Raw genomic sequence first — 24,765 nt, forward strand, 5'->3', positions numbered from 1 at the left:
TAGCGCCGGTCAAGGCGCTTTTTTTATCGGGAGAAAACAGCATGTCGTCTGATGAGTTAGAACTGGTCTGGAACAACATTAAGGCAGAAGCACGCGCGCTGGCAGACTGCGAGCCAATGCTGGCCAGCTTTTATCATGCGACATTGCTTAAGCATGAGAATCTGGGCAGCGCCCTGAGCTATATGCTGGCCAATAAGCTGGCGAATCCAATCATGCCTGCTATCGCGATTCGTGAAGTTGTCGAAGAGGCCTACCGAAAAGATCCCTCAATGATTGCTTCCGCTGCCTGCGATATTCAGGCCGTGCGCCAGCGCGATCCTGCGGTTGATAAATATTCGACGCCGCTGCTGTATCTGAAAGGTTTTCATGCGCTTCAGGCCCATCGTATCGGGCACTGGCTTTGGAATGAAGGCCGACGCGCCTTAGCCGTTTACCTGCAAAATGAAGTGTCCGTTTCCTTTGCTGTGGACATTCATCCGGCCGCAAAAATTGGACACGGGATCATGCTGGATCACGCTACGGGTATTGTGATCGGTGAAACGGCCGTCGTGGAAAACGATGTGTCCATCCTGCAGTCGGTGACGCTCGGCGGGACCGGTAAAACCAGCGGCGACCGTCATCCGAAAATTCGCGAAGGCGTCATGATTGGCGCAGGTGCAAAAATTCTGGGCAATATTGAAGTTGGTCGCGGTGCCAAGATTGGTGCTGGCTCTGTTGTGCTGCAACCCATTCCGCCTCACACCACCGCCGCTGGCGTGCCTGCGCGCATCGTTGGCAAGCCCGGCAGTGAAAAGCCGTCCATGGATATGGACCAGCATTTCAGCGGCAATGGCGCAGGCTTTCAGTTTGGTGACGGAATTTAGGACTTAATCAACGCGCCAGCGTAGTCGAGTTGGCGCCAGGCTTCGTATACCACCACGGATACCGCATTTGATAAATTCATACTGCGGCTTTCCGCCCGCATGGGAATCCGTATTTTTTGCTCTGCAGGCAGCGTCTGTAGCACCTCTGCGGGCAAGCCCCGACTCTCTGGACCAAACAGCAGATAATCTCCCTGCTGCCAGGCGACGGCACTGTGCGCGGGCGTCCCCTTCGTTGTCAACGCAAACAGCCGCGCAGGTTGCTCGGTCGTCATGAACGCCTGAAAATCAGCATGGAACTTAATGGCGGTGAACTCGTGGTAATCCAGTCCCGCGCGACGAAGGCGCTTGTCGTCCCAGGCAAAACCCAGCGGTTCGATAAGGTGAAGCTGGAAGCCGGTATTGGCGCACAGGCGAATAATATTACCTGTATTGGGTGGAATTTCTGGTTCAAAGAGTACGATGTTAAGCATAAGGCCCCCGGTAACGAGGGCCGAAGCATAGCAAATTATTGTCTGCCAGAGGAGTAAAGTGGCAGCCAGATTGTCAGACGCAGACCACCCAGTGGGCTGTCATCTGCTTTTACCCAGCCACGGTGCTGCTGAATGGCCGTTTCCACAATAGCCAGCCCCAGGCCGGTGCCGCCGGACTCTCGGTCGCGCGCCTCGTCAGTGCGGTAAAACGGTCGGAATATCTGCTCACGATCTTCCGGGCTCACGCCGGGACCATCGTCGTCAACGTGAACGGTAATGCCTGAAATATCAACGGAAAAACTGACGCTGATATGAGTATGAGAGTAGCGCAACGCATTCCGCACGATATTCTCCAGCGCACTTTCAAGCGCATGGGGGTTACCATACAAAGGCCATGGCCCTGGAGGATAAGGGATCTCCAGTGTCTTACCCATTTGTTCCGCTTCAAATCGGGCGTCTTCCAGCACGCCGTTCCACAGCTGATTTGCCTTCATGGCTTCGCTGACCAGCGCGTTCTTATGCTGGGTCCTCGACAGCACCAGTAGGTCATTAATCATGCCATCGAGGCGTTGTGCTTCCGTCTCTATACGTTCCAGCTCTTTGCCTTCACCATGACGACGGCGCAGCAGGGCGGTCGCCAGCTGTAATCGCGTTAGCGGCGTGCGTAATTCGTGGCTGATATCAGACAGTAAGCGCTGCTGACCGTTCATCATCCGTTCCAGCGCACTGACCATCTGGTTAAAGCTGGAACCTGCCGCCAGAAATTCCTGTGGGCCTGATTCCAGTTCAGGATGCTGGCGCAGATTACCGCTGGCGACTTCGTCCGCGGCATATTTAAGTTTCCGTGCAGGACGCGCCAGGCTCCATGCCAGCCACAACAGAAGCGGTGAGCTAATCAGCATGGTAACAATGAGCAGCAGCAAAGGGCGATCAAACAACAGATTAATAAAATCCAACTGAGAGCTGCTGGCGGGGCGGATCAGATACAGCTGATAGTTATCCTCTCCATCCCGGACGGCGAAAGGACCTACCATCTCTACCCGGCCATATTTCTTCTTCTGTGGGTGATCGGCGTTATCTGACTGACCGATGAAGTTACGAATGACCTGCATTTCATTATGCTGTGCGCCGATGACCCGGCCTTCACTGGTGACCAGGAGCAAACGTTGGCCGGGTGGAGCCCACTTCTCAATAGCGCGAAATAAGCGCCGCCACCACATCAAATCATTAGGCGGATCGCGTGACAGCTCGGCTTCAACGTGCTGCTCGATCATCGTGCCCTGGCGCTGCTCGCTTTCCAGCAGCGCCGTCATCTGGCGTGAATCAAGCTTGGGTACCATGAGCACCAGCATCAATACCAGTGCCAGCGTCAGCCAGAAAATAGCAAAGATGCGGGTAGTCAAACTGCCTATCATGATGCCGAAACCATCAAATAACCGCGGCCACGTAAGGTCTTGAACCACGGATGCCCATCGCGACGTTCAGGGAGTTTACGGCGCAGGTTCGAGATGTGCATATCGATGGCACGGTCAAAAGGCGTCAGGCGTTTACCCAGCACCTCCTGGCTAAGATGCTCGCGCGAGACAACCTGACCTAAATGCTGAGCCAAAAGGTACAACAGGGTGAATTCTGTGCCGGTGAGATCCAGCGTTTCGTTATCGAAACTGGCTTCCTGACGGCCCGGGTTCAGGCGCAGGCAGTCCACTTCCAGCGTAGGTGAGCTGTTATCGTGCTGCTGCTGTTGTTCGCTCCAGTTCGAACGGCGCAGGATAGCGCGTATGCGCGCAACCAGCTCCCGATCGTTAAAGGGCTTAGGCAGATAGTCATCGGCGCCCAGCTCAAGGCCCAGCACACGATCAAGCTCGCTTCCGCGGGCGGTAAGCATAATCACAGGTGTTTGATACTGCTGGCGTAATTCTTTCAGGGTGTCGATACCGTTTTTCTTGGGCATCATGACATCCAGTAAAAGCAAATCAATTGAGTTATCGAGCAGATTCAGTGCTTGTTCACCATCGCTGGCAACCACCACTTCAAACCCTTCCATTTCTAACAGTTCTTTTAAAAGCGAAGTCAATTCGCGGTCATCATCTACCAACAGGATTTTATTCATTTTTGTAGCCCTCCGCAGGCAAAATAGCGTGTTCCTATGATACCAATCCATCGCTTTACGTACTTTTACACCCCCTGACGGATGTTTGCAGCTATCGCCGTACACTGGCTATCGTTGAATCGCAAAACAGAACGAACTGGAGTAAACGATGCGCAAATTAACCGCCGTCGTTCTTGCCTCAGCGATGGTTCTCAGTCACGCCAGCGCAGGAGCAGCAGAGTCGATGGCGCTTGACGAGGTGCATCACGGCGGATTTACGATAGGCAGTATGACGCAAAATTCGCAAAGTCACATGTTCGACGGCATTGAGTTGACGGAACATCAACGACAACAAATGCGTGACCTTATGCAGCAAGCCCGACATGACCGTCCGGCAACGAATATTGATGATATCGCAGCTATGCACGATTTGGTGACGGCAGATAAATTTAACGAAGCGGCCATACGTGACAAGGCAGAGGCCATCGCCAAAGTTCAGGTTGAACAGCAAGTTGAGATGGCGAGAGTGCGTAATCAGATGTACCACCTGTTAACGCCCGAGCAGCAGGCCGCGTTACAGAAGAATTATGAGCAGCGCCTGAATGCCATGCGTAAGCTCTCAAGTTTGCAGCCAGCTTCGACGCTGCAACCCGTAAGTCGTACCAGTAGTAACCAGTAGTAAATAGTATCCCTGTTTTCCTTGCCATAGACACATCCCTGTCTTCCCCCTCATGATGAGGGGGTTTTTTTTATCTGTTTTTCGCCATTATTTACTGTAGTTTTACAGTGCGCGAAAAAATGATCTGGACGATTGAATGGCAACGTTTTTTTATTTTTCTTACGCACGCTTTCCTGTCTGTTATTACTGTCTTGCCGATCTGTTTTACAGGTCGTGAGTTATTTCCAATCGATTGATAAATATAAAGATTACATTAATTTATTTGTGCATTTTCCTTTCTTTTCAAGGGGCTGTAAATATCCCGCTCCGCTTGCACCTTATCCGGCCTCGCCTACACTTATATTGTCTCAGCAAGGAAGCCGATGCACTTCTGAAATTAACGGAGAGCAGCAACCACATCATGTAGTCCGAATTAATCTATTAATGGAGTAAATTATGGCAGAGCATCGTGGTGGTTCAGGTAATTTCGCAGACAACCCGCAAAAAGCCTCTGAAGCCGGTAAAAAAGGCGGAAAGAGCAGCGGCAACGGCGGCGGCGGTAATTTCAAAAATAACCCCGAAAAAGCCTCCGAAGCGGGCAAGAAAGGCGGCAAAAAATAATTTTGCTGAGCACTGAACCAAATCTGCACGTTGATTTGGCGCTTACTTAGGTAAGCAATCCTTCGCCCCATCGTTACCCGATGGGGCGAAGTCGTATTATCTCTTCCCGTCTTATCCCTCATCACGCTGTCCGAACGGTATCAGTCGGGCGCATCGCCTGCGTCAGTGTTAAACTTAGCCCTTCTCTGCTGTTATTTTACCTCTTCAGTCATGATGTTCATGGAGTGTGGCATGCAGGCTTCGTATGGAAAGTGGGTTAAATCTGCGGCGATTGCGGCGACGCTGCTGGCGACAACCTTGTTAATTATCAAGATTTTTGCCTGGTGGTATACCGGATCGGTTAGCCTGCTGGCTGCCATGGTTGATTCGCTGGTGGACATTGCCGCTTCCCTGACAAACCTGCTGGTGGTGCGCTATTCCCTTCAGCCCGCTGACGCCGATCACACCTTTGGCCACGGTAAAGCGGAATCGCTGGCCGCCCTGGCGCAAAGCATGTTCATTTCAGGTTCTGCACTTTTCCTCTTTCTGACGGGTATTCAGCATCTCGCTTCCCCGAATGAACTGCGATCGCCCGGTATGGGCATTATCGTGACGGTGCTGGCTCTCATTTCGACATTACTGCTGGTGGCTTTCCAGCGCTGGGTCGTACGAAAAACACGCAGTCAGGCGATTCGGGCCGATATGCTGCATTATCAATCCGATGTTTTCATGAACGGGGCAATTTTGGTCGCGCTGGTGTTAACCAGCTACGGATTCGCTCGCGCCGATGCGCTGTTTGCGCTGGGCATTGGCGTGTATATTCTCGTCAGCGCACTTCGGATGGGCTATGAAGCCGTTCAGTCCCTGTTGGACAGAGCCTTACCCGATGAAGAACGACAACATATTATTGCGATTTCATCAAACTGGCCCGGTGTGCAAGGCGTTCATGATGTGCGGACGCGTCAGTCTGGCCCGACGAAATTTATTCAGCTTCACGTAGAGCTGGAAGATCAATTACCGTTAGTGCAGGCACACCGAATCGCCGATCAGGTTGAAAAAGCATTACGCGAAGCCTTTCCCGGGTCGGACGTCATTATTCATCAGGATCCCTGTTCTGTGGTACCGTCAGAGAAACAGGATGCATTCAATTTCTGACGCACAGGAAAGACGTTAGAAAGATGAAAATGACATGCAGCTAACATTGCTAAAAAAATTAGTGAAAAGTTGTCTGACCTGAATCAATTCAGCATCAGGCCTTTGATATACTATCTGCCATCATATGTCGCGCTTACCACATCAGTGTTCATCAGCGTTGCACAGGCCGGATTAACCCTTAGTTTTGAACAATCCAGAGGTTGTCATGATCAAAAAAATTGGTGTACTGACCAGCGGCGGTGACGCCCCAGGCATGAACGCAGCCATTCGCGGTGTAGTTCGCTCCGCATTAAGCGAAGGGCTGGAAGTTTTTGGTATCTATGACGGCTATCAGGGTTTATATGAAGATCGCATGATCAACCTCGACCGCTACAGTGTGTCAGATATGATCAATCGCGGCGGCACGTTCCTGGGTTCTGCACGTTTTCCTGAGTTTCGTAATGATGATGTCCGCCAGGTAGCAATCGAGAACCTGAAAAAGCGGGGCATTGATGCCTTAGTAGTGATCGGTGGCGACGGTTCGTATATGGGGGCCAAGCGGCTCACCGAAATGGGCTTTCCGTGTATCGGTCTGCCAGGCACGATTGACAACGACGTGGCCGGGACAGATTACACCATCGGCTACTTTACGGCGCTGGAAACGGTCGTCGAAGCCATTGACCGCCTGCGTGATACGTCGTCATCGCATCAGCGCATCTCGATTGTTGAAGTCATGGGCCGTTACTGTGGCGACCTGACGCTGGCTGCGGCTATTGCCGGGGGATGTGAATTTATCGTGTTACCTGAGATTCCTTACACTCGTGAGGAGCTGGTGGCAGAGATTAAAGCCGGTATTGCGAAAGGTAAAAAGCACGCGATCGTAGCTATTACGGAGCACATCTGTGATATCGACGACCTGGCGCGTTTCATCGAAACAGAAACCAAACGCGAAACGCGCGCCACGGTACTTGGTCATATCCAGCGCGGCGGCGCGCCCTGCGCTTATGACCGCATTCTTGCGTCGCGCATGGGTGCCTATTCGATTGAGTTGCTGATGCAGGGCTACGGTGGCCGGTGTGTAGGTATCCAGAATGACAAGATGGTCCATCACGATATCATTGATGCCATTGAAAATATGAAACGTCCCTTTAAGCGTGACTGGATGGATACGGCTAAGCAGCTGTACTAAGTATTACCGGGCATGCTTAACGGCATGCCCTTATGCCTTCCTCATATTCCCCAAAGTTATAACCGCTTATTTTTAATTCTTTTAGCTATAATCACGTTTATGTCACGCTTGTCTCATCATGAATGGGGAGAGTGCGCAATGAATAAATGGGCCGTGGGTTTAGGGTTGTTACTGGCATCTGGCAGTGTTCTGGCGAAGGATATTCAGCTGCTAAACGTTTCTTATGATCCTACCCGGGAACTCTACGAACAATACAACAAGGCCTTTAGCGCGCACTACAAACAGGAAACGGGCGACAACGTGGTCATCCGTCAGTCGCACGGCGGTTCAGGTAAACAGGCGACTTCTGTCATCAACGGTATTCGTGCTGATGTCGTGACACTGGCGCTGCAGTCGGACGTTGATGCAATTGCTGATCGCGGTCGCATTGATAAAGACTGGATTAAACGTCTGCCCGACAACTCCGCGCCTTATACCTCCACGATTGTCTTTTTGGTGCGTAAAGGCAACCCTAAAGGTATCCATGACTGGAGCGATCTTATCAAGCCCGGCGTTTCGGTGATTACCCCAAATCCTAAAACGTCAGGCGGCGCTCGCTGGAATTACCTGGCTGCCTGGGGCTGGGCACTGGATCATAACAACGGCGATCAGGCAAAAGCACAGCGTTACGTGAAAGATCTGTTTAAGCATGTTGAAGTGCAGGATTCCGGTGCGCGCGGCGCAACCAATACCTTTGTAGAGCGTGGTATTGGTGATGTCCTGATCGCCTGGGAAAACGAAGCCTACCTGGCGGTCAATAAACTGGGTAAAGACAAATTTGAAATTGTGACGCCAAGTGAATCGATTCTCGCGGAGCCCACTGTGTCCGTCGTGGATAAGGTGGTCGATGAGAAGGGAACGCGTCAGGTGGCGGAAGCCTATCTGAAATATCTCTACTCGACGGAAGGGCAGACGATTGCGGCTGAAAACTATTATCGTCCGCGCAATGAAGAGGTCGCGAAGAAGTTCGCCAGTACGTTTGCGCCGGTAAAACTGTTTACCATCGACGACAAGTTTGGCGGCTGGGCGAAGGCGCAAAAAACGCACTTCGCTGATGGCGGCACCTATGATCAGATCATGAAGCCGTAATCCTTACCGGTTATTCTTGAAACCAGCGGAAACGCTGGTTTTTTTATGCGTGACATTTACGCGCTGTCAGGTGAGGATGCGAATGAAAACAGTCAGGGGAAGATAACAATGCAGGCAAATCGTCGGGCCTTCATCATCATTGCGCTTCTGCTGGTATTGATCGGCGCAGGGATCCTGGTTGCGGCTACGCATGTTAAAACGAATGCGGATGCGCTTTGGCAAATCGTCAGTGAAAAGTGTCTGCCCGATCAGCTCACGCATGGTCAGCCCGCGCCGTGTCAGCGCGTTGATCTGCAGCACCGCTACGCGCTGTTGAAAGACCGAAACGGCCCCCTTCAGTATCTGCTCATCCCCATTGATAAAATCACCGGAATCGAAAGCTCACAGTTGCTCCGTTCAGATACGCCGAATTATTTTGACCTGGCCTGGCAGGACAGAGGCGTCGTGGCGCAAAAATATGGCAAGCCCATCAACGACAGTGTGCTGTCACTGGCCATCAATTCTCAGTATGGCCGTACCCAGAATCAGCTTCATATTCATCTTTCATGCCTTCGGCCTGATGTGAGAAAGCAACTGGATGCGCTGACACCCACGTTCACACCGGAATGGAAAGCCGTCACCTTTCTCAGTCATCCTTATCACGTGCGTACGTTGAGTGAAGCCGAGCTGGCAGAGCAAAGCGTATTTATCCGTCTGGCCGCTGAGATACCGCATGCACGCGATGAGATGGGCCGCTACGGCCTCGCGTTAGCGCGCTTGTCTGATGGGCGGTTGATACTGATGGCAGTGGAGCGCAACTGGCTGTTGTTAAATAAAGGTTCCGCTGAGGAAGTGCAGGATCACGACTGCGCGTTACTGCAACCCATAAAAAAAGCGGCCTGATTTGGCCGCTCAGAATGGACTAAGCGCCAGGTCAGCCTTGTTTGGCTGCCGCGGCTGCTTTAACGATGACCGCAAATGCATCGGCTTTCAGTGACGCACCGCCAACCAGGGCACCGTCAATGTCCGGCTGCGTAAACAGCTCGGCTGCATTTTTATCGTTGACTGAACCACCGTACTGAATAATCACTTGCTCAGCGACAGCAGCATCTTTTTTCGCGATATGGTCACGAATGAATTTGTGAACGGCCTGCGCCTGCGCTGGGGTGGCTGATTTACCCGTGCCAATCGCCCAGACGGGTTCGTAGGCGATAACCGCATCTTTAAATGCTTCGGCACCCTGAGTGGTCAGTACAGCATCAAGCTGACGTGCACACACTTCTTCGGTTTTGCCTGCTTCATTTTCGGCTTCGGTTTCGCCGATGCACAGAACCGGCACCAGCCCCGCTGCTTTTAAGACGGCAAATTTTTTCGCAATGAATTCATCGCTTTCTTTATGGTAAGTGCGGCGTTCTGAGTGACCAATGATGATGTACTTCGCGCCAATATCTTTCAGCATCTCAGCGGAAATCTCGCCGGTAAATGCGCCAGACAGGTTTACATCAACGTTTTGAGCACCCAGTGCAATATGGCTACCGGAGACAGCATGTTTAGCCTGATCAAGATAGAGCGCAGGGGGGGCAATAGCAACGCCACAGCCTTCCACGCCCGACAGTTCTTTGCGCAGACCGTCGATCAGTTCGGCTGTCATATGCTTGCTGCCATTCAACTTCCAGTTACCCATAACCAGTGGATGTCGCATTCTATCCTCCGCATAACGCGATACATGAAATGGCGCTGCCCTGGGGCAACGTTGTCTGCCAGACAGTATAGAGATCAAATAATGCCATGGCTTTGCTTTTCGTCATTTTTGCCCCGTCCATCAGGGCGTAGCCAGCGCCAGTTTTACCGGCTCAATGGCAAAGGTGAGTCCTTTATCCCCGTTATCTGAAACCACGAAACGCAGTGCGCCTTCAACGTGCTCATAGTATCGTGAGCCTTTACCGGCTTTAAGCAGCGTTTCCAGCTTTTTTCGCCCTTCTTCCTGCGTGAGTCCCGGCACAAAAAAACGTAACATGGCGGTCATATAATCAAGCGCCTTAGCCTGCGAGGCACTCTGGTCAGGCCCCGGAATCGGCAGCCACGTGATCTGCAACGTTTTGATTTTGCCCGTGCCCGGCTCAAGCGCCGTAGAAGAATAAAGGGTTTCATTAATTTTGGTGGCGGCGCGTGTCAGATCGCTCTTTTCATCGCGCGTATCAATGGCACTGTATTCCCTGAGCGGCAATTGGGGATTGGCCAGGTTGTATTTTTCACGAAACTGGCCAATGGTCATGTCCAGCGTGGGTGCGCCCGGTAACAGATAGGGGGCGGTTGGCATGTGTTCAGCCTTGTCGAGGGGTTGCGGATCGGCGGCAAATACCGGAACCGTCAGCGCGACGCTCAGCAACAGTACGCCTGGCAAATTCTTCATTTTGTCGGCTCTGACCAATAAACTCGATGCCAAATTAGAACGGTTTTTATCTTCAAGGTCAAAAGTGTGCAGCGTAAAATTTTGTCTAAGGAAAGTGCATGATAATCCAGCAATGGTTTTTCTCTTTTCGCGGGCGCGTAGGGCGTCGGGATTTTTGGCTCTGGCAGGCAATCTGGGTACTGCTAACCAGCCTGCTGTTTTTCCTGGCAGGTAACGATCTGCTGGACACACAGATGGCTGCGTTTGGCATCGTCTGCTTATTGTGGCCTGCCAGCGCGATTGTGGTTAAACGCCTGCACGATCGCGATCGCCGGGGCTACTGGGCCCTGCTGCTGATTGCCGCCTGGCTACTGATGGCGGGCAACTGGAGCATGACGGGAGAAGTGTTACAGTGGCTCATCGGGCGCGTACTGCCCTTTATTATCCTGGCCGGATTGATTCTGGATCTGGGGGTGTTTCGTGGCACCGTCGGCGACAACCGCTTTGGTGCCGCGCCGGTGCCCTTGCGTCTGAAACGCGCCCCTTACCAGTAGTTTTCGCTGGTGATATGGCCGGGTTTGCGCTTAAGGTGCTTACGCATACCGCGCGTCTCTTTCAGTAACTGCTGCGTATCACGTACCATCTGTGGATTACCACAAACCATGACATGGCTGGTCTCTGCGTCAATGGCTAACCCTGCTGCCTGCTCCAGCTTGCCATTCTCAATCAGGGCCGGAATGCGCCCCGTCAGCGACCCCAGACTTTCCTCACGGCTGACAACCGTGATGATCTGCAACTTACCGTTATAGATTTGCTGGAGTTGCTGCATCAGCGGTAAAAAGCTCAGGTCGGCGGCATAACGGGCGGCATGGACCAGGACGATATTATCGAAGCGATCCAGGCCTTCGCCCTGTTGCAGGATCGACAGGTAAGGGCCCACGGCGGTACCGGTCGCCAGCATCCATAATGTTTGACATTCAGGGACTTCATCCAGAATAAAAAAGCCCGCCGCATCTTTGGTGATCATCACCTGCTCACCGGGGCGCAGCGCCTGCAGATGCGGGCTTAATTTGCCGTCGGGTACGGTGACTAAGTAGAACTCAAGCAGGTCGTCATTGGGTGCATTGACGTAAGAGTAAGCTCGCTGCACACGTTCGCCCTCAATTTCGAGTGCCAGTTTTGCGTACTGTCCGGCATGGAAGGGGGCAATCGGTGCCTTAACCCGCAGGCTAAACAGCGCATCGGTCCAGTTTTTCACTTCCTTCACTTGCGCATTGATCCACTCGGCCATAGTGACTCCTTAAGCGTTGATAGTCAGGCGGATAAACATCTTCGCTACTGCTCTGACAGATTACCAGTCGGTAACGGGGCAAAGGCTCTAATCGACAAACTGTAATATTAAGTTTACATCCTGGTTGCATTTATTGACGTGAATGGCGCACCCACTTTGTGTGAATCACTCGCTTTGTCACGTAATCCTGATATTTTCCTGCCACAACCTGTTTCAGCCGTTAGTTGTGCTGTTTAAACGTTCCTTTTCATACAGAATTTTTGTTCAATGATGATGAAGAAGATAGAAAATCGCCCGTTGTTGATCATGCTCATCGCATTGGTCGCAGTAGGGCAGATGGCTCAGACCATTTATGTGCCGGCAATGGCGGCAATGGCGGACGCACTGCAGGTGCGTAACGGCATGATGCAACATGTCATGGCGGCCTATTTAATGACCTATGGTGGATCGCAGCTGATCTATGGCCCGTTGTCTGACAGCGTAGGACGCCGTCCGGTGATCCTGGCGGGCATGGCGATCTTTATGATCGGATCAATAATTGCCTTACTGGCCTCATCACTGGATATGCTGGTCATTGGCAGTGCGATTCAGGGCGCGGGCACTGGCGTGGCCGGGGTGATGGCGCGGACCATGCCGCGCGACCTCTATAATGGCCATGCGTTACGTCAGGCGAACAGCTGGCTCAACATGGGCGTGCTTGCCAGCCCGTTAGTCGCGCCAGTGATTGGCGCAGCGTTGACACAACTGTTTGGCTGGCATGCCTGTTTCGCTTTTTTACTGCTGTTATGCATGATCGTGACGGTGACTATGGCGTGCTGGTTGCCGGAAACACGCCCGGTCAGCGCCGAAGTAACGCCGTTCCTTAAACGTTACATTCGTCTGTTACGCGATGCGAATTTTGTCCGCTATCTGGTGCTGCTGATTGGTGCGCTGTCAGGCATTGCCGTCTTTGAGGCCAGCTGTGGTGTGCTGCTGGGCGGCGTACTGGGTCTGAACAGTTTTACCGTCAGTATCTTGTTCATTCTGCCCATCCCGGCCGCCTTCTTTGGGGCATGGTTTGCCGGGCGTGAGCAGCGTTCCTGGCACAGCCTGATGTGGTTTGGCGTCAACAGTTGCCTGCTGGCAGCAGTGCTGATGTGGGTGCCTGCCTGGTTTGGCATCATGACTATCTGGACGTTATTGATACCGGCATCGCTGTTCTTCTTTGGCGCGGGGATGCTGTTTCCCCTGGCGACATCGGGTGCCATGGAACCCTATGCCTGGCTGGCAGGAAGCGCGGGTGCATTGATTGGTGGTATGCAGAACCTGGGATCCGGGCTGGTCGCTTCTTTGTCGGCGTTGATGCCACAGCGCGATCAGTTCAGTCTTGGCATGCTGATGTTCGTCACGGCGCTGGTGATGCTGCTCTGCTGGCTACCGCTTTCGCGCCAGCCAACAGGTGACAATCAGGCGGTTACAGGATAAAAGGGTGCAGAGCTGGATCTTTACGGTCGAGATAATGTACAGACTGAATGCGGCGAATCGTGCGCGATTTGCCGCGTATTAACAGCGTTTCGCTGGTGGCCATATTGCCCTGACGAGTAATACCTTTCAGCAGGTCGCCGCTGGTGATGCCGGTAGCCGCAAAAACGACATTATCATTGCGCGCCATCGTCTGAAGTGGCAGAACCTTTCCGGCTTCGATTCCCATACCAGCACACCGTTTCAGCTCATATTCGCCAATGCGGCGGTTTTCCTCCGTGTCACCTTTCACATGGTGACGTGCCAGTAATCTGCCTTGCATATCACCATCCAGCGCACGGATAACGGCGGCTGAAACCACGCCTTCAGGCGCGCCGCCGATCCCGTACATCACGTCAACTTCACTGTCCGGCATACAGGTCAGTATGGATGCCGCAACGTCGCCATCGGGAAAGGCAAAAATGCGTACGCCCAGCGCTTTAAGCTGTTGGATGACAGCGTCATGGCGCGGCTTGGCCAGAATCGATACGGTGAGCTCTGAGAGCGGCTTATTCATGGCGATCGCGATATTACGCAGGTTAAGCTCAAGCGGTTGGTCCAGATTTATATGGCCGCGCGCCGCCGGACCCACGATAAGCTTCTCCATATACATGTCAGGCGCATGAAGAAAGGTGCCTTTATCGCCTACGGCCATGACGGCAAGCGCATTAGCTTGTCCCATCGCCGTCATGCGTGTGCCTTCAATGGGATCGACCGCAATATCTACCGCGTCACCCTGGCCGGTTCCCACTTTCTCGCCGATATAAAGCATCGGGGCTTCGTCGATTTCCCCTTCGCCAATCACAATCTGGCCATCGATCTGGATGGTATTTAAGACGTGACGCATGGCATGGACCGCCGCACCGTCGGCCGCGTTTTTGTCGCCGCGTCCTAACCATTTATAGCCTGCCAGCGCGGCAGCTTCGGTTACGCGGGAAAATTCAATGGCAAGTTCTCGTTTCATTGTAGGCACCTGACAAAAAACTGGCAGGCAGTGTAGCGGAGGGAGAAGGCGGGGAAAAGGCCCGTGACAGCCGAGGTCACGGGCATAGGGCAGATTACTCTTTTTCTTCCCACGCTTGCGCGCGCGCAACGGCTTTTTTCCAGCCGGCGTAGCGGAAGTTACGCTCTGTGGTTTCAAGCGTTGGACGGAATTCGCGCTCAACGACAGCCTTAGCACGGACTTCATCCAGGTCTTTCCAGAAGCCAACGGCCAGACCCGCCAGATACGCGGCACCCAGTGCTGTGACTTCGCGCACTTCAGGACGCTCAACGCGCGTACCCAGAATGTCAGACTGGAACTGCATCAGGAAGTTATTGGCAACCGCACCACCGTCGACACGGAGTGACTGAAGACGTGTGTTAGCATCGTTTTGCATGGCTTCCAGGACGTCACGCGTCTGGTAAGCGATGGACTCCAGCGTTGCACGGATGATGTGGTTTGCATTCGCACCACGTGTCAGACCGAACAGCGCACCACGCGCATAGGGATCCCAGTAAGGTGCGCCCAGACCGGTAAAGGCTGGCACCATATATACGCCGTTAGAATCTTTCACTTTCATCGCGAAGTATTCAGAGTCAGCCGCATCGCTAATCAACTTCATCTCATCGCGTAACCACTGAATGGCTGCGCCACCGATAAAGACGGCACCTTCCAGCGCGTAGTTCACTTCTCCACGCGGGCCGCAGGCAATAGTCGTCAGCAGACCGTGCGTTGAAGTCACCGCTTCGGTACCGGTGTTCATCAGCATAAAGCAGCCGGTGCCGTAGGTGTTTTTCGCCATTCCCGGCTGCACGCACATTTGACCGTAAAGCGCAGCCTGCTGGTCGCCTGCAATACCGGCGATAGGAATACGCGTACCGCCTTTACCACCGATGTTAGTCTGTCCGTATACTTCAGACGAAGATTTCACTTCTGGTAACATTTCACGCGGGATATCAAGAACATCCAACAGGCGTTGATCCCACTCAAGTGTGTGGATGTTGAACAACATGGTACGTGAGGCATTCGTGTAATCGGAGATATGCACACGTCCCTGAGTCATTTTCCAGACCAGCCAGGTATCCACAGTACCGAACAGCAATTCGCCACGTTTTGCACGCTCACGCGCACCTTCAACGTTATCAAGAATCCATTTCACTTTGGTGCCGGAGAAGTAGGGGTTAATCACCAGACCCGTGGTGTGCTGAATGTATTCTTCCAGCCCCTCACTCTTCAGCTTGTGACAGTAGTCAGCGGTACGGGGATCCTGCCAGACAATGGCATTATAAACCGGTTTGCCCGTTTCTTTATCCCAGACGATGGTCGTTTCACGCTGGTTCGTAATGCCGATAGCGGCGATTTCATCAGAACGAATATCAGCATGGGCCAGCACTTCTACGAGCGTTGAACTCTGGGACGCCCAAATATCCATAGGGTCATGTTCTACCCAGCCCGCTTTAGGATATATTTGAGTAAATTCGCGTTGCGATACCGCCACAATGTTAGCGTCATGATCCAGCACAACAGCGCGTGAACTGGTTGTGCCCTGATCCAGAGCGACGATGTATTTTTTATCGGTGGTAGTCATAAATTCATTCCTGATGATAAAAGTGGAACTTACGCTTTACGTTCATGCGCGGACGCAATCGGTTTGTCAGTGCTGGGTGAGGCAATCACCGCGCCGGGTAAATGGCGACCAATCAGGGCGCGATAACCAAAGGCACCCAGGCAAGCACCGACCAGTGGACCAAAAATTGGCACAAGGAAATAAGGGATCTGATGGCCGCCCGTAAAGGCAACGGAGCCCCAGCCAGCCAGCCATTCGAAAACTTTAGGTCCGAAATCACGAGCCGGGTTCAGCGCAAAACCGGTCAGTGGACCCATTGAACCGCCAATCACCGCTACCAGCAGGCCAATCAACAGGGGTGCCATTGGACCACGTGGAACGCCGTTGCCGTCATCCGTCAGCGCCATAATCACAGACATCAATACCGCGGTGATGACCATTTCTACCAGGAACGCCTGGCCCACGGAAATCTGTGGATTTGGATAGGTAGAGAAAATGCCGGCCAGACTCAGGCTTTCAACTGAACCGCGCACTATGTTATGACTTTGTTCGAAATTGATAAACAAGCTGTAGTAAAGACCATATACCAGCGCTGCGCCACAGAATGCGCCTGCGACCTGAGACAGGATATAAGGCACGACTTTGCGGCCTTCAAAATTAGCGAAAAGACAAAGTGCAATCGTAACGGCTGGATTGAGGTGGGCGCCTGATACGCCAGCACTGAGGTAGACCGCCATTGAAACGGCTAAGCCCCAGACGATACAGATTTCCCATTGGCCAAAAGAGGCGCCAGCCAGCTTAAGCGCGGCAACACAACCCGCGCCGAAAAACAGGATCAAACCGGTACCCAGAAATTCGGCAATACACTGACCTTTGAGTGTGGTTGTAGTCTGACTCATGATAGTTGTTCCTGAAGCGAGGTTAAATTTTATCAGTTTTTGTTCTCAGTCCGTGAGTCACCCATCTTCGTTGTAGGGCTGATGTTAATTTATCGTTAACGAGCATAAACGAGAAATAGCGAAATTGATTTTTGTGTGGCGCGTCAAAAAAATGCGCGTTTTCGCGTGTTTCAGTTTTCTTTAAGCGCCATTGAGTGCCTTTCTGCGGGCTTTCTTCAGGCTCTGACAGTAATGCGCGCAGCAAAAAGTGGTTTTTAGGGATAGGCTGAAAAGTGGTACTGACAGTGGACTGCAGGCCTGCGTTGCTGGACTTGCGGGATGAGGCTACATACAATCGGGACAACGTTGCTGGTAAACGCCTTGTGTGCGAAAGCTGGCATCATCAACGCCTTGCAGGATTTTAGGAGAGGTCAGAAAGATGTCATTTGAAGTGTTTGAGAAACTGGAAGCGAAAGTACAGCAGGCGATTGATACTATCACCTTGCTGCAAATGGAAATTGAAGAGCTGAAAGAGCAGAACAACAACCTGCGCAATGAGGCGCAGAACGCAGCCGGCAACCACGAAGCTCTGATGCGTGAAAATCAGCATCTGAAAGAGGAGCAGCATGTCTGGCAAGAACGCCTGCGTGCCTTGTTGGGAAAAATGGAAGAGGTTTAAGCCTCTGCTGATACAAAAACGGGTGCCACTGGCACCCGTTTTCGTTTGCAGACATTATTCAATATCAAGCGGGTCTTCCGACAAAATCATACCGGTGTTGTCTGCATACAGGTGATCGCCTGAGAAAAAAGTGACGCCACCAAAATTCACGCGCACATCGCTTTCACCAATCCCTTCGCCCGCTGCGCCCACCGGAATGGCTGCAATGGCCTGGATACCAATTTCCAGCTCTTCCAGTTCGTCAACCTGACGAACTGAACCGTAAACGACGATGCCTTCCCACTCATTCTGTGCTGCCAGACGCGCAAGTTGTGCATCCACTAACGCACGGCGCACTGAACCGCCGCCATCAATTAACAGTACGCGACCCCGGCCATTCTCTTCCAACAGATCGTAAAGCAGGCCGTTATCTTCAAAGCATTTCACTGTGGTTATCTGACCGCCGAATGAGGTCCGCCCACCGAAATTTGAGAAAAGCGGTTCAACAACATTCACTTCTTCGTGGTAGATGTCGCAGAGTTCAGAAGTATCGTATTTCATAAGGGTTTCGTCTGTTTGCCACAGGAGCGCTAAGTATATCGCTTTATGCTAATTGTTGGCAAAATCATCAACCGTAAAAAAACGGTACGGCATCAAGCGCATGCAGAAAAAAGCCCAGACGTAATGTCTGGGCTTTGATACAACGCATGGACGCGGAGTGTTACAGAATAAAGCGGCTTAAATCTTCATCTGCAACCAGTTCATCCAGATGCTTGCCGACGTAATCAGCATCGATGGTTACGGACTCACCACTGCGATCGCTGGCATCGTAAGAAATATCTTCCATCAGGCGCTCCAGCACGGTATGCAGACGACGCGCACCGATGTTTTCGGTCGTTTCGTTGACCTGCCAGGCTGCTTCCGCGATACGGCGAATACCATCGTCGGTGAAGTGGATGTTCACGCCTTCGGTATTCATCAGCGCTTTGTACTGTACGGTGACGGAGGCATTCGGTTCAGTCAGAATGCGCTCGAAATCATTGACCGTCAGCGCCTGCAGTTCAACGCGAATCGGTAAACGGCCCTGTAGCTCAGGAATCAAATCAGACGGGCTGGCCACCTGGAATGCGCCCGAGGCGATAAACAGGATATGGTCAGTTTTAACCATGCCATGCTTTGTCGACACGGTACAGCCCTCTACCAGTGGCAGCAGGTCGCGCTGGACACCTTCGCGCGAAACATCGGGGCCACCGGCGTTTTGGCCGCCGCGTTTACAGATCTTATCGATCTCATCAATGAAGACGATGCCGTGCTGTTCAACCGCGTCGATGGCATCCTGTTTCAGTTCTTCCGGGTTAACCAGCTTAGCCGCTTCCTCTTCAATCAACAGCTTCATCGCTTCTTTGATTTTGAGTTTGCGTGGCTTTTGCTTTTGACCACCCAGATTCTGGAACATGGACTGTAGCTGGCTGGTCATCTCTTCCATGCCCGGCGGTGCCATGATTTCTACACCCGGCCCTGTTACAGCTAAGTCGATCTCGATTTCTTTATCATCGAGCTGGCCTTCACGCAGCTTCTTACGGAAAGACTGACGCGCAGATGAGGGCTCACTGGTGTGTTCAGCCTGTCCCCAGTTATTTTTTGCCGGCGGGATGAGGACATCCAGAATACGCTCTTCCGCCATTTCTTCTGCGCGGTATTTGTTCTTCTCAATGGCCTGGCTGCGCACCATTTTAATCGCGGAGTCCGTCAGGTCGCGAATGATGGAGTCGACTTCTTTACCGACATAACCCACTTCGGTGAACTTGGTGGCTTCCACCTTGATGAAGGGGGCGTTAGCCAGTTTTGCCAGTCGGCGAGCAATTTCCGTTTTACCCACACCGGTCGGGCCGATCATGAGAATGTTTTTCGGTGTCACTTCGTGACGCAACTCTTCATCAAGCTGCATACGGCGCCAGCGATTACGCAGCGCGATGGCCACGGCGCGCTTGGCGCTGTCCTGACCAATGATAAAGCGGTTCAGTTCGCTGACGATTTCGCGTGGAGTCATTTCAGACATGGTTAAATCCTTACGACTTAGACGTTAATTCTTCAAAATTAACGTTGTGGTTAGTGTAGATGCAAATATCGCCAGCGATATTCAGCGATTTCTCAACGATGTCACGTGCGCCCAGCTCTGTATTCTCCAGGAGTGCGCGCGCCGCCGCCTGAGCGAAGGGACCGCCTGAACCGATGGCAATAAGATCGTTTTCAGGCTGAATGACGTCACCATTACCACTGATAATCAGCGAGGCGGATTCATCGGCCACCGCCAGTAGCGCTTCAAGGCGGCGCAACATCCGATCGGTGCGCCAGTCTTTCGCCAGCTCAACGGCCGCTTTCACCAGATGGCCCTGATGCATTTCAAGTTTACGTTCGAAGAGTTCAAACAGGGTAAAGGCATCGGCGGTACCGCCAGCGAAGCCAGCAATGACTTTATCGTTGTAAAGACGACGCACTTTTTTAACGTTGCCTTTCATTACGGTATTACCGAGCGTAGCCTGGCCATCACCGCCAATCACTACCTGGCCGTTGCGTCGAACACTTACTATTGTTGTCACGGGCAGACCCCTTTTACTGTCGGAAAAAAGCTCCGCGCACAAGGCGCGGAGGATCATGCAGACAGATATGGGGCGGGTTTGACGGGTTTCAACCCCCAATGGCGAGCGGAATGCAGCCGGAATGGCCTGACGCACGCAGACGTTTCAGCGTACTGTCGGCACTGGCCCGATCTTTAAAGGGCCCGACCACCACACGGTTCCAGCCGCCGCCGGAGGTGAGGCGACTTTCAAAACCTTCGAACGCCAGGGCAGCACGCACGGATTCAGCCTGTTCTGTTCCCTTGAACGAACCGCACTGCACCATCCAGCGTTGCGATGCCGCTTTTTCAGCAGGTTTCGTTTTCGCCGTATCCTGTGTCTTAGGCTGGGCGGTAGGTTCGCGTGTCACCGGCGCAGGTTGTGACTGCTGCTGAGTATTCTGCTGTTGCTGGCGCTGCGTATGTTGTTCCTGAATCTGCTGGCGCGGCTGTTGTACCTGCTGCTGACGTTGCTGCACCTGCTGTTGCTGACGCTGGAATTGTTGCACCTGTTGTTGATGCTGGTATTGCTGAACCTGTTGTTGATGTTGCAGCGTTTGCTGCCGCTGTGCCGGGGTTTGCTCGTTCCACGGGACTTCGTTCAACTGGGTAGGCTGCTGGCGCATATCTGCCTGCATTTGTTCCAGCAACTGACGTTGCTCATCCGTCAACTGGGTATGTGACTGGACTTCGCCACCCGAGGTTGGTTCGCTGGGCGTTGGAACGGTAACCTGACGATTTTCAAGCTCTTTTATGTATTTCCAGCGTTCTTCAGGCTTGGGCGGCAAGCCATTACCGTTGGCTTTATGATCCGTAATGACCGGCACATCTTCCTTCTTATGATGCGCAAGGAACCATAAACCACCGGCAAAGGTCACTAATACAGCCACCGCCAGTACAATCATAAGTTTAGAGGTGCCTGAACCGCTTTTCGTTTTTTTACCACGGCTGGGGCTTTTCTTGCGACGCGTCCCTGTTGAACGCCCGCGGCCTACATAATCTTTTTGTGCCACTCTCGTCCTGATACCCTTCAAAATATGATGCCATGTGGGCGAATCCGTTGTTACCACACGCCCGGCAAGGAGCCCGCCATGTTACTTAAGGGCTGGAACTTTGACCAGCAATGATAGCCCTAAGAATCTCCTGAAAATAGCGGAACATTTTCTGTATCAACGCCCCATTTTTGCCAATGTTGTGCTACCGCGTATCACTAATTCTGCGTCGAGTAACTTTGACCCGCTCCGCGTGCCTTTCCCCTGAAGTTCGTTCAGCAGTAGCAGCACCGCTTCCCGGCCAATGTCAAAACAGGGTTGTTTCACCGTGGTCAGCGGCGGTTCGCAGTAGCGCGACAGCTCAATGTCATCGAATCCCACCACGGACAGGTCTTCCGGCACACGTAAGCCCAGTTTTTTTGCCTGACTGATGGCACCGATGGCCATGATATCGCTGTGACAAAACAGGGCCTGCGGGGGCTCGGCTAAGGTCATGAGCTGATTGATCGCGGCCACACCTGATTCGAAAGTGAAATCTCCCCGAACAATACAGGTCGGATCGACGCTAATCCCGCTGCGTCGTAACGCCTGTACGTAGCCCTGCAGACGATACTGACACAAGGCGACATCTTCCGGACCGGCCAGGCAGGCGATGCGTTTATGGCCTAACTCCAGCAGATGGTTAACGGCAACAAATGAGGCGGTAAGATTGTCGATATTCACCGTCGGCAACGACATCTCGGGATCGAACTCAATCGCCATCACCATGGGCGGAAGATTACGTTGTTCGTCCGGGCTGACGTCAAAAGGCAACTGCGCGCCCAGCAGCACCATGCCATCAATCTGACGTGTCAGTATCAGGTTGAGAAATGTCCACGCCTGCGGTTTCTGATGCGCACAATCGCCGATAAGCACGAGATAACCGGCTTCTGAGGCGGCGACTTCAACGCCGCGAATAATGTCGCTGAAAAAGGGATCGCAGATATTGGGGACGATCAACAAAATCGTTTGTGTGTCGTTGCGCCGGGAATGTCGTGTCATGCTTTGCGACGCATAGCCTACGGCCGCGACGGCCTGTTCCACCTTTTGACGGGTGGCCGAAGAGACTTTTTCGGGATTCATCAGCGCACGCGACACGGTAGCAGTGGAGACGCCGGCTTTTTCTGCGACGTCTTTCATGGTGGCGGCGGCCGGCGGTTGATTCTGATCCAACACATGCTCCTGATGCGTAATCGCGCATTCAACGTTCGTATCGACGGGTATAAAAACAAGCCGGGCACTATTGTTATCGATTGGCCAACAAGGCTGTTACTTAATTTGCATAAAAATTGTGACTTATGCGACGTATTTCGATCCCGCTCGCAACCTGGCCGGCCTTAACTTTCGGTAGGATCGACATCCAGCGTCCACTTCACCTTTCGTGAGGCGGGCAAGGTTGTGACCAGCGGTAACGAACTGCTCAGCAACTGTTGCAGGCGTTTACGCGAGGGATGCTGAACCAGTAACTGCCAGCGCCAGCGGCCACTGCGTTTGGGCTGCAAGGCAGGTAACGGGCCCATAAACCACATTGACGCATCGTTATGCGGGCTGGCTTCCAGCATATTGCGTAGCTGTTGCAGAAATTCTGCAGCCTGATGATTATCCATGTCTTCTGCCCGGAATAAGGCATGGTGCGTCCAGGGAGGTAAAAAGACCGACTGGCGCTCCAGCAACGTTTGTTGTGCGAAAGCGAAGTAGCCCTGATGCAGCAGCGTTTGCAACAGGGGATGATCAGGATGATGGGTTTGCAGTAAAACCTCACCTTGCTTACCGGCACGTCCGGCACGTCCGGCCACCTGGGTATACAGTTGAGCAAAGCGTTCCGCGGCACGGAAATCGGCTGAGAACAAGGCACCGTCTACATCCAGCAGCGACACTAAGGTGACATCCGGGAAATGATGACCTTTTGCCAGCATCTGCGTGCCAACCAGAATACGCGCGCCCCCGCGATGAACGTCGGCGAGGTGCTGTTCAAGAGCGCCTTTTCGGCTGGTGGTATCACGGTCAATGCGTGAGACAGGGACGCCGGGAAAAAGGGTGCCCAGCTGTTGCTCCAGCTGTTCCGTGCCCACACCGACCGGCAGTAAATGTGTTGAACCACATTGCGGGCACTGATGCGGCAGCGGTCGTTGACTGTCACAGTGGTGGCAACGCAACTGGCGGTGATGCTGATGCAGCGTGTAATAACGGTCGCAGCGCTGGCATTCGGCGATCCAGCCGCAATCGTGACAGAGCAGAGCCGGCGAAAAACCGCGGCGGTTCAGAAACAGCAGAACCTGGTTATCGGCTTTCAGGTGCTGACGCATTTTGAAGATCAGGGCGGGTGCCAGGCCACCAGTAAGTTGTGCCCCTTTCAGGTCGATCAACTGCTGCAGTGCCGGTTTAGCATTGCCGGCACGCTTCATCAGATCAAGCTGGCGATATTTACCGTTACGCACGTTATGCAGGGTTTCCAGTGCCGGCGTTGCGGATCCCATGACAACAGGAATGTCTTCTTCATGCGCGCGGAAAACAGCCAGATCCCGTGCCTGATAGCGCCAGCCTTCCTGTTGCTTATAGGAACTGTCGTGCTCTTCATCAATAATGATCACGCCCGGTCGCGCCATGGGGGTAAAGAGCGCGGAACGCGTACCAATAATGATGGCGTTTTCCCCCCGTCGCGCCCGCAGCCACACGGACAGACGCTCGCTGTCATTAAGTCCCGAATGCAGGACATCCACCGGCGCGTCAAAACGTTCACGGAAACGGGCAATGGTTTGTGGCGTCAGGCCAATTTCCGGTACCAGCACCAGTGCCTGTTTCCCCCGCGCCAGCACATTTTCCAGTACGCTGAGATACACCTCGGTTTTACCGGAACCTGTAATTCCTGCCAGCAGCCAGGCGGCATAGTGCTCATCTTCTCCCCGAATGGCGCCCACCGCAGTCGCCTGATCGGTGTTCAGGCGCAGACGCTCACCCTTTACCGCAAACGCGGTTCGCCAGTCATGCATTTGCGGCTGGTGCTCGTGCAATTCGCAAAGCCCTTTCGCGCGCAACGCCTGCATAGCCGCCTCGGTCAGGTCATGTTCACTGACTTCATGACGATAGAGCGGTTGCTGGCGCAGCACCGCCAGACCTTGCTGCTGCCTGGGCGCGCGTTTAAGACTTTCCGGGGACGTCGCGCGGCCCTGTTCCGTGATTTCCCAGCGCCACAGGGGATCATCCTGAGCCGGTTTACCTTGTCTGAGGAGTACCGGAATGGCATGGCTGAGCACCTCACCCAGCGGAGAGTGATAATAGTCGGCTGCCCAGTGAAGAATACGCCACAGAGAGGACGGAAACAGGGATTCGCTGTCCAGAACGGTAAGCACCTGTTTAAGCTGTGAGGTCGCCAAATCGCTGCTGTCAGAGAACGCCACCACAATGCCGATCATTTTCCGGTTACCAAACGGCACGATCACGCGACCGCCAGTCACCGGCTGCACACCCTCAGGCGGCAGATAGTCAAAAAGGCGGGGAAGGGGAACGGGCAGGGCAACCTGAACAACGGGCATAACTTTCTCTTTCCGGTTCATCTGACAGGGCGATTAGTGTACACGCTGGCGCACAAGACGGATATCTCAGGCGACATTTGCAGCAGCAAACATTAGCCTGTATAATATGCCGCCTTCGGTAGGAAAGACCTTACCGGAGTACACCATTAATGTTCAATCGCGTGTGGTGCTGCGCAGGTTTCGTCCTGGCGCGGAGAGCGACACGG

At 53.2% G+C, this 24,765-nt stretch carries 25 protein-coding genes; 10 read left to right on the forward strand and 15 right to left on the reverse strand.

All coding sequences use genetic code 11. From position 1 onward, the window contains the following. Nucleotides 1–41 precede the first annotated feature (41 nt). Nucleotides 42–863 (forward strand): serine O-acetyltransferase, encoded by an 822-nt coding sequence (gene cysE, locus RAC90_RS18185; RefSeq protein ID WP_006121280.1) that lies wholly within the window; start codon nucleotides 42–44, stop codon nucleotides 861–863. On the opposite strand, the gene trmL is transcribed toward cysE, so the two are convergent. The 3 genes from trmL to cpxR are packed head-to-tail and all read right to left on the reverse strand — an operon-like array spanning nucleotide 860 to nucleotide 3,443. Further along, on the reverse strand, nucleotides 860–1,333 hold the full coding sequence (gene trmL, locus RAC90_RS18190; protein ID WP_006121281.1) for a tRNA (uridine(34)/cytosine(34)/5-carboxymethylaminomethyluridine(34)-2'-O)-methyltransferase TrmL: 474 nt from the start codon (nucleotides 1,331–1,333) through the stop codon (nucleotides 860–862). The two genes, cysE and trmL, sit on opposite strands and share 4 nt — an antisense overlap. Before the next feature lie 35 nt (nucleotides 1,334–1,368). After that, nucleotides 1,369–2,748, reverse strand: coding sequence for an envelope stress sensor histidine kinase CpxA (gene cpxA, locus RAC90_RS18195; RefSeq protein ID WP_006121282.1), 1,380 nt, complete (start codon nucleotides 2,746–2,748; stop codon nucleotides 1,369–1,371). Continuing rightward, nucleotides 2,745–3,443 carry an envelope stress response regulator transcription factor CpxR gene (gene cpxR / locus RAC90_RS18200; RefSeq protein WP_006121283.1) on the reverse strand — a complete coding sequence of 233 codons (699 nt, stop codon included), beginning with the start codon at nucleotides 3,441–3,443 and terminating at the stop codon, nucleotides 2,745–2,747. Before cpxR ends, cpxA begins: the two co-directional genes overlap by 4 nt. 148 nt (nucleotides 3,444–3,591) lie before the next feature. On the opposite strand from cpxR, the gene cpxP reads away from it, so the two are divergent. The 6 genes from cpxP (at nucleotide 3,592) to RAC90_RS18230 (ending at nucleotide 9,013) form a co-directional block, all read left to right on the forward strand. Further along, a complete protein-coding gene (cpxP, locus tag RAC90_RS18205; RefSeq protein ID WP_375124620.1) occupies nucleotides 3,592–4,101 on the forward strand; it encodes a cell-envelope stress modulator CpxP in 510 nt (169 codons plus the stop codon). Between the two features lie 435 nt (nucleotides 4,102–4,536). Then, nucleotides 4,537–4,701, forward strand: coding sequence for a KGG domain-containing protein (locus RAC90_RS18210; protein WP_028723167.1), 165 nt, complete (start codon nucleotides 4,537–4,539; stop codon nucleotides 4,699–4,701). 231 nt (nucleotides 4,702–4,932) lie between these two features. Next, nucleotides 4,933–5,835 carry a CDF family cation-efflux transporter FieF gene (gene fieF / locus RAC90_RS18215; RefSeq protein WP_006121287.1) on the forward strand — a complete coding sequence of 301 codons (903 nt, stop codon included), beginning with the start codon at nucleotides 4,933–4,935 and terminating at the stop codon, nucleotides 5,833–5,835. 205 nt (nucleotides 5,836–6,040) lie between these two features. Next, a complete protein-coding gene (pfkA, locus tag RAC90_RS18220) occupies nucleotides 6,041–7,003 on the forward strand; it encodes a 6-phosphofructokinase (protein ID WP_006121288.1) in 963 nt (320 codons plus the stop codon). Nucleotides 7,004–7,141: 138 nt separating this feature from the next. Beyond that, entirely contained in the window at nucleotides 7,142–8,131 is a 990-nt protein-coding gene (locus RAC90_RS18225) for a sulfate ABC transporter substrate-binding protein (protein ID WP_033738094.1), read from the forward strand. A gap of 108 nt (nucleotides 8,132–8,239) precedes the next feature. Continuing rightward, a complete protein-coding gene (locus RAC90_RS18230) occupies nucleotides 8,240–9,013 on the forward strand; it encodes a CDP-diacylglycerol diphosphatase (protein ID WP_375124630.1) in 774 nt (257 codons plus the stop codon). 31 nt (nucleotides 9,014–9,044) lie between these two features. Here RAC90_RS18230 and tpiA read toward each other — a convergent pair whose 3' ends face one another. Together tpiA and RAC90_RS18240 are read right to left on the reverse strand one after the other, a co-directional pair. Continuing rightward, nucleotides 9,045–9,812, reverse strand: a complete 768-nt coding sequence (gene tpiA, locus RAC90_RS18235) for a triose-phosphate isomerase (protein ID WP_033738096.1) — start codon at nucleotides 9,810–9,812, stop codon at nucleotides 9,045–9,047. A 120-nt stretch (nucleotides 9,813–9,932) separates the two neighbouring features. Next, entirely contained in the window at nucleotides 9,933–10,523 is a 591-nt protein-coding gene (locus tag RAC90_RS18240) for a DUF1454 family protein (protein ID WP_006121292.1), read from the reverse strand. 98 nt (nucleotides 10,524–10,621) lie between these two features. Here RAC90_RS18240 and RAC90_RS18245 point away from each other — a divergent pair, with 98 nt between their 5' ends. Next, nucleotides 10,622–11,056: a DUF805 domain-containing protein gene (locus RAC90_RS18245; protein WP_006121293.1), complete on the forward strand. Its 435-nt coding sequence runs from the start codon at nucleotides 10,622–10,624 to the stop codon at nucleotides 11,054–11,056. Here RAC90_RS18245 and fpr read toward each other — a convergent pair. Continuing rightward, the gene (gene fpr / locus RAC90_RS18250) at nucleotides 11,047–11,793 is read right to left on the reverse strand and encodes a ferredoxin--NADP(+) reductase (RefSeq protein ID WP_006121294.1); all 747 of its coding nucleotides are present in this window, start codon (nucleotides 11,791–11,793) and stop codon (nucleotides 11,047–11,049) included. The genes RAC90_RS18245 and fpr overlap by 10 nt on opposite strands. A 270-nt stretch (nucleotides 11,794–12,063) precedes the next feature. Here fpr and emrD point away from each other — a divergent pair, with 270 nt between their 5' ends. Then, the gene (emrD, locus tag RAC90_RS18255) at nucleotides 12,064–13,257 is read left to right on the forward strand and encodes a multidrug efflux MFS transporter EmrD (protein ID WP_375124631.1); all 1,194 of its coding nucleotides are present in this window, start codon (nucleotides 12,064–12,066) and stop codon (nucleotides 13,255–13,257) included. Here emrD and glpX read toward each other — a convergent pair. The 3 genes from glpX to RAC90_RS18270 form a co-directional block, all read right to left on the reverse strand. Beyond that, nucleotides 13,247–14,257: a class II fructose-bisphosphatase gene (glpX, locus tag RAC90_RS18260; RefSeq protein ID WP_006121296.1), complete on the reverse strand. Its 1,011-nt coding sequence runs from the start codon at nucleotides 14,255–14,257 to the stop codon at nucleotides 13,247–13,249. The genes emrD and glpX overlap by 11 nt on opposite strands. A 94-nt stretch (nucleotides 14,258–14,351) precedes the next feature. Next, complete coding sequence (gene glpK, locus RAC90_RS18265; RefSeq protein ID WP_039342527.1) at nucleotides 14,352–15,863, reverse strand: glycerol kinase GlpK; 1,512 nt, start codon at nucleotides 15,861–15,863, stop codon at nucleotides 14,352–14,354. 29 nt (nucleotides 15,864–15,892) lie between these two features. Continuing rightward, entirely contained in the window at nucleotides 15,893–16,741 is an 849-nt protein-coding gene (locus RAC90_RS18270) for an MIP/aquaporin family protein (RefSeq protein ID WP_033738104.1), read from the reverse strand. Nucleotides 16,742–17,159: 418 nt separating this feature from the next. On the opposite strand from RAC90_RS18270, the gene zapB reads away from it, so the two are divergent. Beyond that, nucleotides 17,160–17,399 (forward strand): cell division protein ZapB, encoded by a 240-nt coding sequence (gene zapB / locus RAC90_RS18275; protein ID WP_006121300.1) that lies wholly within the window; start codon nucleotides 17,160–17,162, stop codon nucleotides 17,397–17,399. A 54-nt stretch (nucleotides 17,400–17,453) separates the two neighbouring features. Here the strand turns inward: zapB and rraA are convergent, their stop codons facing one another. The 6 genes from rraA to priA all read right to left on the reverse strand — a co-directional run bounded on the left by rraA (nucleotide 17,454) and on the right by priA (nucleotide 24,559). Next, nucleotides 17,454–17,939 (reverse strand): ribonuclease E activity regulator RraA, encoded by a 486-nt coding sequence (gene rraA / locus RAC90_RS18280; protein ID WP_006121301.1) that lies wholly within the window; start codon nucleotides 17,937–17,939, stop codon nucleotides 17,454–17,456. A gap of 160 nt (nucleotides 17,940–18,099) precedes the next feature. Next, nucleotides 18,100–19,437, reverse strand: coding sequence for an HslU--HslV peptidase ATPase subunit (gene hslU / locus RAC90_RS18285; RefSeq protein WP_006121302.1), 1,338 nt, complete (start codon nucleotides 19,435–19,437; stop codon nucleotides 18,100–18,102). 10 nt (nucleotides 19,438–19,447) lie between these two features. Beyond that, a complete protein-coding gene (gene hslV / locus RAC90_RS18290) occupies nucleotides 19,448–19,978 on the reverse strand; it encodes an ATP-dependent protease subunit HslV (RefSeq protein ID WP_006121303.1) in 531 nt (176 codons plus the stop codon). A gap of 88 nt (nucleotides 19,979–20,066) precedes the next feature. Continuing rightward, entirely contained in the window at nucleotides 20,067–21,008 is a 942-nt protein-coding gene (gene ftsN / locus RAC90_RS18295) for a cell division protein FtsN (protein WP_006121304.1), read from the reverse strand. Nucleotides 21,009–21,164: 156 nt separating this feature from the next. After that, the gene (gene cytR / locus RAC90_RS18300; protein WP_006121306.1) at nucleotides 21,165–22,199 is read right to left on the reverse strand and encodes a DNA-binding transcriptional regulator CytR; all 1,035 of its coding nucleotides are present in this window, start codon (nucleotides 22,197–22,199) and stop codon (nucleotides 21,165–21,167) included. Between the two features lie 164 nt (nucleotides 22,200–22,363). After that, complete coding sequence (gene priA, locus RAC90_RS18305) at nucleotides 22,364–24,559, reverse strand: primosomal protein N' (RefSeq protein ID WP_375124621.1); 2,196 nt, start codon at nucleotides 24,557–24,559, stop codon at nucleotides 22,364–22,366. Nucleotides 24,560–24,765 lie beyond the last annotated feature (206 nt).

The organism is Pantoea sp. CS_6, from assembly GCF_041954745.1.
Classification (GTDB): Bacteria; Pseudomonadota; Gammaproteobacteria; order Enterobacterales; family Enterobacteriaceae; genus Pantoea; species Pantoea stewartii.

Excerpts from the sequence above, each read along its gene's own strand:
- cysE (WP_006121280.1), top strand. The coding sequence starts at position 42 with ATGTCGTCTGATGAGTTAGAACTGGTCTGGAACAACATTAAGGCAGAA.
- trmL (WP_006121281.1), bottom strand. The coding sequence starts at position 1,333 with ATGCTTAACATCGTACTCTTTGAACCAGAAATTCCACCCAATACAGGT.
- cpxA (WP_006121282.1), bottom strand. The coding sequence starts at position 2,748 with ATGATAGGCAGTTTGACTACCCGCATCTTTGCTATTTTCTGGCTGACG.
- cpxR (WP_006121283.1), bottom strand. The coding sequence starts at position 3,443 with ATGAATAAAATCCTGTTGGTAGATGATGACCGCGAATTGACTTCGCTT.
- cpxP (WP_375124620.1), top strand. The coding sequence starts at position 3,592 with ATGCGCAAATTAACCGCCGTCGTTCTTGCCTCAGCGATGGTTCTCAGT.
- RAC90_RS18210 (WP_028723167.1), top strand. The coding sequence starts at position 4,537 with ATGGCAGAGCATCGTGGTGGTTCAGGTAATTTCGCAGACAACCCGCAA.
- fieF (WP_006121287.1), top strand. The coding sequence starts at position 4,933 with ATGCAGGCTTCGTATGGAAAGTGGGTTAAATCTGCGGCGATTGCGGCG.
- pfkA (WP_006121288.1), top strand. The coding sequence starts at position 6,041 with ATGATCAAAAAAATTGGTGTACTGACCAGCGGCGGTGACGCCCCAGGC.
- RAC90_RS18225 (WP_033738094.1), top strand. The coding sequence starts at position 7,142 with ATGAATAAATGGGCCGTGGGTTTAGGGTTGTTACTGGCATCTGGCAGT.
- RAC90_RS18230 (WP_375124630.1), top strand. The coding sequence starts at position 8,240 with ATGCAGGCAAATCGTCGGGCCTTCATCATCATTGCGCTTCTGCTGGTA.
- tpiA (WP_033738096.1), bottom strand. The coding sequence starts at position 9,812 with ATGCGACATCCACTGGTTATGGGTAACTGGAAGTTGAATGGCAGCAAG.
- RAC90_RS18240 (WP_006121292.1), bottom strand. The coding sequence starts at position 10,523 with ATGAAGAATTTGCCAGGCGTACTGTTGCTGAGCGTCGCGCTGACGGTT.
- RAC90_RS18245 (WP_006121293.1), top strand. The coding sequence starts at position 10,622 with ATGATAATCCAGCAATGGTTTTTCTCTTTTCGCGGGCGCGTAGGGCGT.
- fpr (WP_006121294.1), bottom strand. The coding sequence starts at position 11,793 with ATGGCCGAGTGGATCAATGCGCAAGTGAAGGAAGTGAAAAACTGGACC.
- emrD (WP_375124631.1), top strand. The coding sequence starts at position 12,064 with ATGATGAAGAAGATAGAAAATCGCCCGTTGTTGATCATGCTCATCGCA.
- glpX (WP_006121296.1), bottom strand. The coding sequence starts at position 14,257 with ATGAAACGAGAACTTGCCATTGAATTTTCCCGCGTAACCGAAGCTGCC.
- glpK (WP_039342527.1), bottom strand. The coding sequence starts at position 15,863 with ATGACTACCACCGATAAAAAATACATCGTCGCTCTGGATCAGGGCACA.
- RAC90_RS18270 (WP_033738104.1), bottom strand. The coding sequence starts at position 16,741 with ATGAGTCAGACTACAACCACACTCAAAGGTCAGTGTATTGCCGAATTT.
- zapB (WP_006121300.1), top strand. The coding sequence starts at position 17,160 with ATGTCATTTGAAGTGTTTGAGAAACTGGAAGCGAAAGTACAGCAGGCG.
- rraA (WP_006121301.1), bottom strand. The coding sequence starts at position 17,939 with ATGAAATACGATACTTCTGAACTCTGCGACATCTACCACGAAGAAGTG.
- hslU (WP_006121302.1), bottom strand. The coding sequence starts at position 19,437 with ATGTCTGAAATGACTCCACGCGAAATCGTCAGCGAACTGAACCGCTTT.
- priA (WP_375124621.1), bottom strand. The coding sequence starts at position 24,559 with ATGCCCGTTGTTCAGGTTGCCCTGCCCGTTCCCCTTCCCCGCCTTTTT.